The organism is Azospirillum doebereinerae (genome assembly GCF_003989665.1).
GTDB classification, from domain to species: domain Bacteria; phylum Pseudomonadota; class Alphaproteobacteria; order Azospirillales; family Azospirillaceae; genus Azospirillum; species Azospirillum doebereinerae.
This window is the reverse complement of sequence record NZ_RZIJ01000024.1, coordinates 67,783-80,634: the sequence shown is the minus strand read 5'-3', so window position 1 is coordinate 80,634 and position 12,852 is coordinate 67,783. Positions and strand designations below refer to the sequence as shown.

Here is a 12,852-nt window from a genome sequence, read left to right as displayed (position 1 = left end):
ATCCAACAATTCGAAACCGATGTAAAGCCGGCTTCCCGGCTATGGCGTCAGGCGAAGCGCGCCCTCAACCTCTCGATGGCGGCGTCGAGGACCTCTTCGCGCTTGGAGAAGCAGAACCGGACGCAGGTCGTCGGCGCGTCCTGGACGAAGAAGGCGCTGACCGGGATGGCGGTGACCCTGGCCTCCGCCGTCAGGCGGCGGCAGAACTCCTGGTCGTCGCCCGCAAAGCCGAAACGGGCCACGTCGGCCACCACGAAATAAGTCCCGGCCGAGGGCAGAACGTCGAAGCCGACCGAGCGCAAGCCCTCGGCCAGCCGATCGCGCTTCGCCTGGAGCCCGCCGGCCAGCCCGGTGAAATAGGCCTCGTCCTTGCCCAGCCCGTAGGCCACGGCGGTCTGGAGGTTCGGCGCGGTGGTGAAGGTCAGGAACTGGTGGGCCTTGGCGACCGGCTGCAGCAGATGCGGGGCCGCCGTGACGTAGCCGACCTTCCAGCCGGTCAGCGAGAAGGTCTTCCCCGCCGAGCCGATCTTCAGGCAGCGGTCGCGCATCCCCGGCAGCGTCATCAGCGGGATGTGGACGCGGCCGTCGAAGACGAGGTGCTCGTAGACCTCGTCGCACACCGCCAGCGTGTCGAAGCGCTGCACGAACTCGGCGATCAGCTCCAGCTCGGGACGGGTGAAGACCTTCGCCGCCGGATTGAGCGGGTCGTTGATCAGCACCAGCTTGGTCTTCGCCGAGAAGGCGGCTTCCAGATCGGCGCGGGTGAAGCTCCAGTCCGGAGCCTTCAGCGAGACGAAGCGCGGCACGCCGCCGGCCAGACGCACGATGGGCAGGTAGCTGTCGTACATCGGCTGGAACAGCACCACCTCGTCGCCGGGGTTGATGAGGCCCAGCAGGCAGGCGGTCAGCGCCTCGGTGGCGCCGGAGGTCACCATCGTCTCGGTCTTCCAGTCGACGTCGAGGTCGTAGAAGCGCTTGGCGTGGCCGGCCAGCGCTTGGCGCAGCTCCGGCGTGCCCATCATCGACGGGTACTGGTTCCAGCCGTTCAGCAGGGCGTCCGAGGCCACCGCCAGCACGTCGGCCGGTCCGCGGTCGTCCGGGAAGCCCTGGCCGAGATTGATCGCGCCATGCTCCTCCGACAGACGGGACATGACCTCGAAGATCGTGGTCGGCAGATCGAAGACCCGGTTCCCACGGACGGCCCGCGCCCCGTTGCTGGTGGTGTCCATTGCGCATCGCTCCACAGGGCCCGGACCACCGGGACGCTCGGTTGGGTTGGTCGACATCGGGCCGGCGTCCGCGCAAGCCCCGGATCTCCGTTACCCCATTTCAGCCACGCGGGGCAAGCGGCAGTCCTTGGGCGGCGTAGGAAAGGCAGCAATGCGTTTCGCGTTATAAGCAAGAATGGGACATACAAAATTCGTTGAATTCCTTTCCTCCACTTTCGTCAACGGGGCTCCCTTCTGGGCGCAACGCCACTACGATTTCCCCAAACACCTTGCGGCTCTGCGGTGATCACCATGGACACAGCCTTGCAGGCCGCCGTCGCCCTGCACCGGTCCGGCCGGCTCGCCGAGGCGGAGCAGGCCTACACCGCCCTGGCGGCGCAGCACCCGGACCTGCTGCATCTGATCGGCGTGGTCCACGCCCAGACCGGCCGCAACGGGACAGCGATCCGGTTCATGGCCGAGGCGGCGCCCTCAACCCCGCCTCGGCCGCCTATCGCGGAAACCTCCAGGCGGCGTTGCGCCGGGCCGGCGACGGCGAACAGGCGGACGCCTTCGCCGAGGCCGCCGACGCGCTTCTCGACAAGGGCCGGGCGGAGGCGGTGCCGCTCGCCCGGACGGCGCTCGCCCGGCGCCCGGACCCGCTGGCGCGGTGGTTCAACCTCGGGATCGCCCTGCGCGACCACGGCCACGCCGGGCAAAGCGCTCTCCGCCTTCCGCCACGCCCGCGCGCTGGCGCCCGACCTGGGCCTCGTCTGGTCGGGGGAGCCGAGAGCCGAGGCCCGAGGACCGGCGCTGGAGCTTCGCCGACCGCCGGCGCAGCGTTCCGTTGCGGGGCTTCGCGCCGCTGCTCGGCACGGCGGGGTTGCGCTTCTACAGCCTCCAGAAGGGCGTCGCGGCCGAACAGGCGCGGGAAGCCCCCTTCGACCGGCTCGTCGTCGATCCGATGGGCGAGGTCCGGGACTTCGCGGACACGGCGTCCATCGTCGACCGCCTGGATCTGGTCATCAGCGTCGACACCTCGGTGGCGCATCTGGCCGGCGCGCTGGGGAAACCGGTGTGGCTGCTGTCGCGTTTCGACGGCTGCTGGCGCTGGCTGGCCGGGCGGGAGGATTCGCCGTGGTACCCCGGCCTGCGGGTGTTCCGCCAGCTGCGTCTCGAGGACTGGGCACCGGCGCTGGAGCGCGTCGGCGGGGAGCTGCGGCGTTGGGCGGCGGTCTGAGACCGAGGGCGTGGAAAACGGGCGTCACGCGCCCATGCGGCGCTGGCGGCGCAGGCGCAGCTTGACGCGGAAGCGCTCGATGGGCCCGAGGATGCGGGGGTAGCGGCGCTTGGTGCGCACGAACAGGCGGCGCGCGTCGGCGGAGTTGCGCAGCACCAGGATCCCGCCGAGGATCATCACCGGCAGCCCGCCCGGCCCCGGAAGCGGGGCGATCAGCAGGCCCAGCGCGATGATCACGCAGCCGGTGCCGATCAGCGCCAGCTGCCGGGCGCGGGCGAAGGAGCCACGGGCGAAGGGCGGGGAGGACGGATCGGGATCGCTGGGACTCATCGCGGGTTCAGGCGCTCCAAATGACCGGTAGTCGCCATATGGGGAGAGTCGCCCGCGGAAAAAGAGCCCTCCCCCGTCAGTGGAGGGGTCAGTGGAAGGTGCGGCCCCCCGCCGGGGAGGCCCCGTCCAGCCGCGCCGGATCGAGCCGGCTCAGCACGGCGTCGCGTTCGGACGGCTTCGGATCCCAGCCGAACTCCCGCATCAACTGGTCGCGCGCGGCCCCGGCGCGGCTCCGATCACCCTCGGCCCGATCACCATCCGATGGGCGACCGGATGGCCGACCACGCCGGTCGGCGCAGCTTTCCAGCATCAGCCGGATCATGCGCTCCCGCTTGGCGGCGTCGACGTAGCCGGACTGGTCGAAATAGAGCTTGGTGAACTCCATCTCCGCCACGCGCGGCGGGGCGCCCCGGTCGCCGACCAGCACGGCGGCCACCATCTCGACGCAGCGGCCGGCGTAGGCGGGCAGCGGCGCGGTGCCGTCGTCCGCGCGATCGAGCAGCCGGCTCGGCAGATCGACGAGCCGCCCCGAAAAATCCTTCACCAGATAGCGGCGCCACACCGACATGCCAGCCCTCCGTCCGGTTGAACCGTCCCCCGAGGCACAGGTCCAATCCGGAAAGGGTACACCAGACGGCGAAGCGACGGAACCGCGCAATCGTGCGGCGCGAATCCGGCATTAACCCGCCCGAAACCGTCAGCGCGGCACCAGCGGCCAGAACAGCGCGATGGCGGCGGTCCCCAGCACCACGACCATGATCGACAGCGGCAGGCCGAGCCGCCAGTAATCGCCGAAGCGGTAGCCGCCCGGCCCCATCACCAGCGTGTTGCACTGGTGCCCGATGGGGGTCAGGAAATCGCAGCCGGCCCCGACCGCGACCGCCATCAGGAAGGCGTCGGGGCGCAAGCCCAGATGCTCGGCGAGGCTGGCGCCGATGGGCGCCATCACCAGCACGGTCGCCGCGTTGTTCAGGAAGGGCGTGACCGCCATCGCCGTCACCAGGATGAGCGCCAGCGCACCGACCGGCGGCAGCCCCTGCGCCGCGTCGGACAGGGCGCTCGCGATCAGCTCGGTGCCGCCGGTGCTTCGCAGGGTCTCGCTGACCGGGATGAGCGCGCCGAGCAGCACCAGGATCGGCCATTCCACCGCGTCGTAGGCCTCCTTCAGGGTGACGACCTTCAGCGCGGTCATGGCGACGGCGGCGCCGAAGAAGGCCAGGGCGACCGGCACCGTCCCGGTGGCGACCAGCGCCACGGTGACGGCCAGCACGGCCAGCGCGATGGTGCGCTTGGGCGTGCGGCCGATGGCCAGATCCCGCTCGGCCAGCGGCAGGCAGCCCAGCTCCGCCAGCGTGTCCGGCAGGCCCGAGGCGCGGCCCTGCAACACCACGAGGTCGCCGGGCTGGAGCCGCACCCGACGCAGCCGCTGCCGGATCGGGCGGCCCCGGCGGCTGAGCGCCAGCAGGTTGACGCCGTGGCGCTCGCGCAGCGCGATCTCCTCGATGTTGCGGCCGATCAGGGGGGAGCGCTGCTCGACCACCGCCTCGATGACGGCGATGTCCTCCTCGTTCTCGACGCCCTGCAGCTCCTTGTCGTGCATCATGCGCAGCGCGGCGCGCTTGACCAGACCGGCCAGCGCCTGGGTGTCGGCCTCCAGCACCAGGATGTCGTTCTCGTACAGCGTCCAATGGCCGGACGGCACGTAGCGGCGGTGGTTCTCGCGGATCACGGCGGCGACGGTGACCTCGCCCTCGCCGAACGCCTCCAACTCGGCGACGGTCTTGCCGACGAAGGGCGTCCCGGCCGGAAGCCGGACCTCCGCCGTGTAGTCGTCGATGGAGAAGGCCGGGCCGGCGGCGGTCGCCCGCCCCTTGGGCAGAAGCCGGTAGCCGACCGTCAGGAAGGCGACGCCGGCCGCCGCGATCACCGCCCCGACCGGCGTGAAGTCGAACATGCCGAAGGGCTCGCCCATGATCTCGGTGCGGACGCGCGAGACGATGATGTTGGGCGAGGTGCCGACCAGCGTCATCAGCCCGCCCAGCAGGGACCCGAAGGCCATCGGCATCAGCAGCAGCGACACCGGCGTGCCGGTGCGCCGCGCGATCTGCAGCGCGATCGGCATGAAGATCGCCAGCGCCCCGATGTTCTTGACCACCGCCGACAGCAGCGTCACCGCCCCGGTCAGGATGACGACCTGCGCCCAGACGGTCCCCATGCGCGGGGCCAGCGGCCGCATCGCCGCCTCCACCACGCCCGACCGGCCGACCGCCGCGCTGACCACCAGCGCCGAGCCGACGATGACGACGATGTCGTCGGAAAAGCCCAGGAACGCCTCCTTGGGCTTGACGATGCCGACCGCCACCGCCGCCAGCAGGGCCAGCAGGGCGACGAGGTCGTAGCGCAGCCGGTCCCAGATCAGCAGCGCGATCACCGCGCCGATGATGCCGAACGAAAACATCTGGTCGAGGGTCATGGGGCGTTCGGCCGTCCTTCTTGTCCCGCCGGGTGGCGGGGTTTCCCGTTCGTTACTTCGCGCTGCCGCTCGGCTTGGCGGCGGGCGCCGACCCGCCGGACGCCTTGCCGGCGTTGCCCGGCTTGCGGGCGTCGCGCACCAGTTGGCCGCAGTGTGGCTGCTCGTCGCTGCCCGGGTCAAGGAAGGGCAGCACGCTGGCCAGCGGCGTCAGGAACACGCCCAGCGCCACCGCCGCGCCGCCGCGCACCGCCGATTCGGTCGGATCGACGCCGATGGAGGGGTCGCCCAGCTTGCCGCCGATCAGCACCGGAACGTGGGTGGCGAAGAACTGCGGGGACTTGGCGTTGCCGACGACGCGCAGATCCAGCTTCTCGTCGCGCAGGCTGATGGTGCCCTGCCCCGCCACCACCGTCTCCGGCGTGTCGAGCACCAGGGCCTCGGCGCGGGCGATCCCCTTCTCCACCGCCAGGTTGGCGACGAGGCAGGTGAAGGGCAGCGGCTCCGACCCCGACAGCACGACGCCCAGCGTCTCCAGGATGTTGGTCTTCAGCCCCTTGACCGCGAGGCTGGAGATCTTGCCGCCGTCCACCGCCGCGCCGATCTTGCCGTCCGACGAGGCCAGCAGGTCGGCCACCGTCTTGCCGGTGCCGGTGAGCTGGATGCGCCCCGACACCGTGCCGCCCATCTGCCCGGCAAACGAGGTCTCGCGGAAGAAGGCCGAGAGCTGCATCTTGCGGATGTCCAGGTTGGTGCGCAGGACGGGCACGTTGCGGCTGCCGTCCACCTGCACCGTCCCGGCGATGCGCCCGCCGCCGATGCCCAGCGACAGCGGGTCGAAGCGCAGGTCGCCGTTGTCGAGCCGGATCCGCAGGTCGAGGTCGTCGAGCGGCGCGAAGGGCGCCTCGACCCGCTGGCCCTTCAGCCGGACGTCCATGTCGGTGTTGCGCAGCTTCTCGACGTTGACCGGCGTCGTGGGGATCACCCGGTCCCTGGCCTTCGTCGGATAGTCGCCGTTGCCGCGCGGCGAGGCGCCGATCAGGCCGGCCAGATCCTGCGCGGCCAGCCGCTTGGACATCAGCGTGGCGGTCACGCGGGGGCGCTCGCCGCCGGTCTCCACCTCCACGTCGCCGGACAGGTCGCTCTCGCCGACCTTGCCGTGCATGCCCTGGAACGACCAGCGGGTGCCCTCGTAGCCGAGATGCCCGGAGATGGCGTAGGGCCGCGTCTTGGGTGTGGGAATGCCGAGGATCGGGAAGATCTCGGCCAGATCGTCGCCGCGCAGGTCGACCGACAGGTCGATGCCGCGCATCGCCACCGGTTCGGCGACCGAGCCCTCGATCTTGCCCTTGGTCTTGCCGACCGCCGCCTCGATCCTGATCGGGTAGGGCTTGGGGTCGTCGCGCAGGGTGAGGAGCGAGCCGCCCTCCGCCGCCAGGGTGAAGGGCTTGCCGGCGAAGCTGCCCTTGCCGTCCAGCTTCACCGTGTCGGTGTCGTTGTCGCCGGTCGCGGTGTTGATGGTGTTGGCGATGTCGATGTCGCTGGTCGGGTCGCGGTAGCGGATGGCGCCGTCGGCGATGGCGAGCCGGCCGATCACCGGGATGTCGCCGCGCTTGTCGGGGGTGACGGCCTCCTTGGCGACCTCCTTCGTCGCGGTCGGCGCGAAGGTCCAGTTGTTCTCGCCCTTGTCGTTCGTCTCCAGCACGATCTTCGGGCCGTCGAAGCGCAGTTCCGGCAGCTCCCAGTTGCCCTTCAGGATCGGCCAGGGCAGCAGCGTGGCGTCGAGCGCGCGGATGGCGACCATGTCCTTCTCGTCGCTCCAGGGCTGGTTGGCGATGCGCAGCCCCTCGACGTGGATGTGGATCGGGTTGCCGAGCTTGACCCGCAGGTCGCCGTCGATGGCGACCTCGCGGCCGAGCGCGGCGGTGGCGCGGCGGGCGACGAAGCCGCGCGCGTCGTTCCAGTCGAAGAGCAGCACGAAGGCCCCCACCCCGACCACGACGAGGCCGAGCAGCCCCAGCACCCCGTACCCGACCCATTTCAGCACCGCCATCGCCGCAACCCCCGTCCGTAGCGCCCCTGTTCCTGGACGTAAACGGCGCAGCGGAGGATCCGGCCGATCGTGCGGCGCCGGGGTACTCCCAAGGCGCCGGAGCCTCTCCGAAAGCCATGGGATTCGGGTCCGCGATCTCTTGGATTTAACGCAAAATTCAGGGAATCGGCCTTGTACTCCTTCTAGACTCTTCCGCAGGCCAAACTCTTCCGCAGGCAAGACCGGCACGACATGCGTTCGCTTACCAATTTCGCCCCGTCCACCTTCGAGGACCGCGGCGCCGCGGTGGCCTTCACCACCCCCGTCCTGGCCCAGACGCGCGTCCGCAAGGACAGCCGCGAGCAGCTCGAGGTGCTCGTCCCCAACCTGTCGGAAGGGCGCGGCGTCTATGTGGTGCCGTGGAAGGCACTGCCGCTGGCCTTCCCGATGACGGTGCACGACCGCATGCTGCACGACCTGATCGCCAAGGCGGACGGCTGCTCGCCCGACGACATCCGCAAGGCGGTGCTGCAATCCGCCCGCTGCGGGCTGGCCGGCAACCACGCCGTGGAGGCGGCGGAGGCGGCGCTGCGCGACGACGACGAGCAGCGGCTCCTCATCAACTACCAGCTCATCGTCGAGGCGCTGAAGGCGGTCGGGCTGGAATCCACCGAGATCCTGCGCGCCGGCCTCGCCTCGGTCGAGGGGCAGCGGCTGACCCGCGACCTGATGTCGAAGGCGGCGCACAGCCTCGCGCTGGAGCCGACCGAGCTGTACTCCCGCATCGCCGAGCTGGCGGTCTACGTCGAATCGATCGGCGTTCTCACCTCGCCCAAGCCGGCGCGGCTGCGCCGCCTGATGCGCGACCTCCAGGGCTTCCGCGAGAGCATGACCGACTGGGCCACCGACAACGTGTCGGAAGCGGCCCCCATCGGCGGCTTCTGCGCCGAGGTGGCGGAGCACACGATCAACCACGCCCGCACCGTGATGAAGCAGCTCGACCAGTCGGTCGCCTCCTTCGAGACGCTGATCCGGCAATGGGACACCAAGCGTCTGCTGGTCCGCAAGGCGGCGACCCGGCTGTCCTGGTTGCTCGACGGCTGGGAGTACCTGATCGCGCTGTGGGCCGATTCGGTGACCAAGAGCCGGCACGAGCAGGATCTGGCCGTTCACGACATCTTCCGGGTCATCCCCCTGCTGCCCAAGGACGAGACGCGGCTCGACCAGGCGATGGCGGCGGAGAAGCTGTTGCAGGCCAACCGGCGGTCGGTGCGCGCCTACGTCGACTGGCGCAGCGGGCAGCTCGACGTCGATCTCGTCATGCGGATCGAGACGCTCAAGGGAAAGGCGGCCTAGGGCCATGGACATCCAGGACCTGATCGCGCTGGGCGACAAGCTCCTCTACATCGACGAGCCGAAGTTCCGGCAGATCGTGGAGCTGCTGGAGCAGATGGGCGACCATCCGGACATCCGGCGCACCATCGCCATCATCCGCCCGCGCATGGTGGAGCTGCGCATCCACCGCCGTCCGACCCTGAAGCGCCTGTTCTGCGACCCCTTCGAGGATCTGTTCGAGACCTTCGGCAAGACCGAACCGATGCCGCTCAGCGTCATCGAACGCGCGCTGATGAACAGCCTGTGGCCGCTGGTCGAGACGACGATCGGCAAGGAGCGGCTGAAAAGCTACCGCGGCGCGCTGCACGACGGGCCGCAGCGCAGGGGACTGGCCGAAGCCTTCTGGGCGGAGTGCGCCGCCATCGTCGCCGACATCGCCAACACCGCCGCCGGGGACGCCGGCCGGCGCGACGGGGCGATGGACCTGCGGCTGACCCCCGACCGCATGCGCGCGATGGGCGACATCGCCACCATCCTCACCATCGCGCCGGAAGTGCGCGACCTCAAGGCCGCCCTGTCGCCCAAGCCGGTCAGCCGGCTGCACCAGGATCACCTCGAGGGCATCCAGGAGGCCGGGCGCCGCGTCGCCCGATCCCGCCCGGAGGCGTTGAAGATCTTCGTCCTGCTCGCCGCCTCGCGGATGGCCGACCCGTCGGCGCTGCTGGGCGGGCTGTGGGAGATGGATCTGGGGCTGAAACCCGTCGACCGCGCCACCCTGTTCATGGATCTCAGCGGCACGGTGATGGCGCAGATCGAGGACCGCTCCCGCTCGTTGAAGGCCAGCCCGGAGCGGGTGCCCGACCGCATGGCGGTGGCCGATCTGGCGGTCGGGCTGATGGCCAGCCTCGACGCCACCCGCGACGCGATGGAGCAGAGCCGCAACAAATCCTTCGACCAGCGTTTGAAGCAGGTGCGCGGCTCGGTCCACGAGATGGTGCGCAGCCAGGTGCTGCAGGACGCCGACACCGGCATCGTCGCCGCGCTGGGCGGGCTGGACGGCGGGGCCGACGAGCGGACGCAGCTGGCCCAGGCGGAAAGCCAGGCCCGCGCGCTGCGCAAATGCTCGACCGTCGCCGACCAGCTCGGCCTGCGCGGCGAGCTGAGGGAGATGACGCAGAAGACCACCGCGACGCTGACCGCGAAGGCCCGGCAGGCGCTGGGCGGCGGCAACGCCGGGGTTGGCGGCGGCGCGCGTTCGGGCTACACCGCCATCCGCATGATCGAGCTGCTGGCCGGCTCGGCCGAGGCGAACAAGGTCATGGACGAGATCCTGAACGGCGGGCGCCGCTGACGGGAACCGGCGGGCACCGGGAAAGGGGAGAGGGCGTGAGCATGGGATACACCGGTTGGGAGCTGCCCGGCGACGAGCGCGCCAAGCTGCTGGAGCTGTTCCCGCAACGCTACGAGCGGCTGGTCGCGCATCACGTGACGCTGGACTTCGGCGTCCCGCCCGGCCATCCGCTGCCGGATGCGACGGAGGGCGAGGTGATCGGCACGGTGGACGACGAGTCCGGCGTGCAGGCGCTGATCGTCGCCATCGACGGCAACACCGAACGCCCCGACGGCTCGACCACCCACATCACCTGGTCGCTGGCGGACGGCCGACAGCCGGTGGAGTCCAACCTCGCGATCCAGGAGTTCGGCTGGCGCCCGGCGGAGCCGGTGGCGATCCGGCTGGTCCCGCGCTTCTTCGCGTAGCGTTCTTTCTAGCCCCTCTCCCCTTGAGGGAGAGGGGTTGGGGTGAGGGGTCGCAAATCTCTTCGCCTACGGCGAATACCCCTCATCCCAACCCTTCTCCCTCAAGGGGAGAAGGGCTTTCCAAATACCCCCCATCACCTTCCTACACGTGGTCCGACGCCGCTCCGGCGGCGGAACCGCGCTTGAGGCGCTGCTCGCGGTGGAAGATGAACAGGCCGCTGCCGATGATCAGCACGCCGCCGATGCCCATGCGCAGGCTGGGCTCCGTGCCCCAGACGGCCAGATCGAGCAGCACCGCCCACAGGATCGACACGTACTGGAACGGCACGACGACCGCCGCCGGGCTCAGTTGCAGCGAGCGGTTGATCATCGCGTGGCCGGCCAGCGCCGTGACGCCCAGCAGCCCCAGCAGCAGGAAGTCCAGCACCCCCGGCGCCGTCCAGGAGAAGGGCAGCGCCGCGCCGCCCAGCGCCAGCCCGCCCAGCGTCTGGTAGGTGACCAACGGCAGCGTCCCGGCCTCGCGCAACAGGCGGGTGAAGATCAGGCCCGACGCGAAGATGGTGGCGCCCAGCAACGCCACCAGCGAGGGGACGAGGTCGAAGCCGCCGGTCGGGTTCAGCACGACCACCACCCCGGCGAAGCCGACCAGCACCGCCACCCAGCGCCGCCAGCCGACCGTCTCGCCCAGGAACAGCACCGACAGCGCGGTGACGATCAGCGGCGCCGACATGTAGATGGTCATCACGTCGGCCAGCGGCAGATAGCCGACCGCCCAATAGAAGCAGGCGATGTCCACGGTGACCAGCACCACGCGGACCAGATGCACCGGCAGCCGCTTCACCGCGAAGACGGTGCGCACGCCCTCGCGCAGGATCATCGGCAGCAGCACCGCCATGCCGAACAGGCTGCGGACCGCCAGCAGCATGGCGACCGGGTATTCGGCCACCAGCCACTTGCCGAGCGCGTCGTTCAGCGTGAAGAACGTCATGCCGCCCAGCATCAGGAGGATGCCGAGGCGGCTGTCGGTGGCGGTGGTGATCGCGGTCATGGGGGGCTTGGTACTTTGGAGTGAGCGGGGGCGGCACCCTAGCCGGTCAGACGACGCCCTTGCCCCGCAATTCCGCGATGTCCGCCGCGCTCAAACCCAACGCCTCGGCCAGGACCGCGTCGGTGTGCTGGCCCAGCGTCGGCGGCGCAGTGTCGTGGACCAGCGGGGTCTCCGAGTAATGGATCGGGCTCGCCACCGTGGGAACGGTGCCCAACACCGGGTGCGGCAGGTCCTGGCGGATGTTGCGGGCCTGGACGTGCGGGTCGGCGAAGACCGCGCTCAAATCGTTGATCGGGCCGCAGGGCACGCCGACCGCCTCCAGGGCGCCGAGCCAGTCGGCGCTGTCGCGGGCGAGCAGCAGTTCCTCCAGCAGGGCGACCAACTCCTTGCGGTGGGCGACGCGGGCCGGGTTGGTGGCGTAGCGCTCGTCCTTCGCCAGTTCGGGGCGGCCGGCGACCTGGGCGAACTTCGCGAACTGGCCGTCGTTGCCGACCGCCAGGATGATGTAGCCGTCGCGGGTAGGGAAAGCCTGATAAGGAACGATGTTGGGGTGGGCGTTGCCCAGCCGCTGCGGCGCGGTGCCGCCGACGAGGCAGTTCATCGCCTGGTTGGCGAGGACCGCGACCTGCACGTCGAGCAGCGCCAGATCGACCCATTGCCCCTGGCCGGTCCGCTCGCGGTGGGCCAGCGCGCCCATCACGCCGATGGCGGCGTAGAGGCCGGTGAAGATGTCGGTGACCGCGACCCCGACCTTGACCGGGCCGGCGCCCGGCTCGCCGTCGGGCTGGCCGGTGACGCTCATCAGCCCGCCCATGCCCTGGATCATGAAGTCGTAGCCGGCGCGGTTGCGGTAGGGCCCGGTCTGGCCGAAGCCGGTGATCGAGCAGTAGACCAGCTTCGGGTTGATCGCCTTCAGGCTGTCGTAGTCGAGCCCGTACTTGACCAGCCCGCCGACCTTGAAGTTCTCGATGACCACGTCGGCTTGCGCCGCCAGCTTGCGGACAAGCTCCTGGCCTTCCGGGCGCTCGAAGTCGATGGTGATCGACCGCTTGCCCCGGTTGGCGGAGAGGAAATAGGCGGACTGGTCGCCGGCCCAGGGCGGACCCCAGGCGCGGGTGTCGTCGCCGGCGCCCGGCCGTTCCACCTTGATCACGTCGGCGCCGAGATCGGCCAGCGTCTGCGCCGCCCAGGGGCCGGCGAGAACGCGCGACAGCTCAAGCACCTTGATGTGCGACAAGGGTCCGGCCAAGGTCCTGCTCCTCCCGATTTTATTGTCCCTCTCCCGCCCCGGGAGAGGGTGGCCGCAAAGCGGCCGGGTGAGGGGCTATCGGGCGTGGTACGAATCCATGCTCCGATAGCCCCTCACCCTTCCCATGCTTCGCATGGGCCCCTTCCCTCTCCCGGGGCGGGAGAGGGAGATTGGGGAGGCCG

General features: G+C 70.3%; 11 protein-coding genes. 4 read left to right on the top strand and 7 right to left on the bottom strand.

Going from position 1 to position 12,852, the window contains the following annotated elements; genetic code table 11:
* Positions 1 to 47: 47 nt before the first annotated feature.
* Positions 48 to 1,229 (bottom strand): aminotransferase, encoded by a 1,182-nt coding sequence (locus EJ913_RS24490; protein WP_127002846.1) that lies wholly within the window; start codon positions 1,227 to 1,229, stop codon positions 48 to 50.
* Positions 1,230 to 2,055: 826 nt separating this feature from the next.
* Here EJ913_RS24490 and EJ913_RS32190 point away from each other — a divergent pair.
* Positions 2,056 to 2,448, top strand: coding sequence for a glycosyltransferase family 9 protein (locus EJ913_RS32190; RefSeq protein ID WP_185909919.1), 393 nt, complete (start codon positions 2,056 to 2,058; stop codon positions 2,446 to 2,448).
* 24 nt (positions 2,449 to 2,472) lie between these two features.
* Here EJ913_RS32190 and EJ913_RS24480 read toward each other — a convergent pair whose 3' ends face one another.
* From EJ913_RS24480 to EJ913_RS24465, 4 genes are all read right to left on the bottom strand, one after another.
* Complete coding sequence (locus tag EJ913_RS24480; RefSeq protein WP_127002844.1) at positions 2,473 to 2,778, bottom strand: hypothetical protein; 306 nt, start codon at positions 2,776 to 2,778, stop codon at positions 2,473 to 2,475.
* Between the two features lie 88 nt (positions 2,779 to 2,866).
* Positions 2,867 to 3,346: a hypothetical protein gene (locus EJ913_RS24475; protein ID WP_127002842.1), complete on the bottom strand. Its 480-nt coding sequence runs from the start codon at positions 3,344 to 3,346 to the stop codon at positions 2,867 to 2,869.
* A 129-nt stretch (positions 3,347 to 3,475) separates the two neighbouring features.
* Positions 3,476 to 5,251 carry an SLC13 family permease gene (locus EJ913_RS24470; RefSeq protein ID WP_127002840.1) on the bottom strand — a complete coding sequence of 592 codons (1,776 nt, stop codon included), beginning with the start codon at positions 5,249 to 5,251 and terminating at the stop codon, positions 3,476 to 3,478.
* A 52-nt stretch (positions 5,252 to 5,303) separates the two neighbouring features.
* Entirely contained in the window at positions 5,304 to 7,301 is a 1,998-nt protein-coding gene (locus EJ913_RS24465; RefSeq protein ID WP_127002838.1) for an AsmA family protein, read from the bottom strand.
* Between the two features lie 231 nt (positions 7,302 to 7,532).
* Here EJ913_RS24465 and EJ913_RS24460 point away from each other — a divergent pair, with 231 nt between their 5' ends.
* Genes EJ913_RS24460 through EJ913_RS24450 form a run of 3 tightly spaced genes read left to right on the top strand, consistent with a single transcriptional unit; the run spans position 7,533 to position 10,373 of the window.
* The gene (locus EJ913_RS24460; protein WP_127002836.1) at positions 7,533 to 8,636 is read left to right on the top strand and encodes a hypothetical protein; all 1,104 of its coding nucleotides are present in this window, start codon (positions 7,533 to 7,535) and stop codon (positions 8,634 to 8,636) included.
* A 4-nt stretch (positions 8,637 to 8,640) separates the two neighbouring features.
* On the top strand, positions 8,641 to 9,966 hold the full coding sequence (locus tag EJ913_RS24455; RefSeq protein WP_127002834.1) for a hypothetical protein: 1,326 nt from the start codon (positions 8,641 to 8,643) through the stop codon (positions 9,964 to 9,966).
* 41 nt (positions 9,967 to 10,007) lie between these two features.
* Positions 10,008 to 10,373, top strand: a complete 366-nt coding sequence (locus EJ913_RS24450) for a hypothetical protein (protein ID WP_127002832.1) — start codon at positions 10,008 to 10,010, stop codon at positions 10,371 to 10,373.
* A gap of 142 nt (positions 10,374 to 10,515) precedes the next feature.
* Here the strand turns inward: EJ913_RS24450 and EJ913_RS24445 are convergent, their stop codons facing one another.
* Together EJ913_RS24445 and EJ913_RS24440 are read right to left on the bottom strand one after the other, a co-directional pair.
* Positions 10,516 to 11,421, bottom strand: a complete 906-nt coding sequence (locus tag EJ913_RS24445) for a DMT family transporter (RefSeq protein ID WP_127002830.1) — start codon at positions 11,419 to 11,421, stop codon at positions 10,516 to 10,518.
* 46 nt (positions 11,422 to 11,467) lie between these two features.
* Positions 11,468 to 12,670, bottom strand: coding sequence for a CaiB/BaiF CoA transferase family protein (locus EJ913_RS24440; RefSeq protein ID WP_127002828.1), 1,203 nt, complete (start codon positions 12,668 to 12,670; stop codon positions 11,468 to 11,470).
* Positions 12,671 to 12,852: the final 182 nt, after the last annotated feature.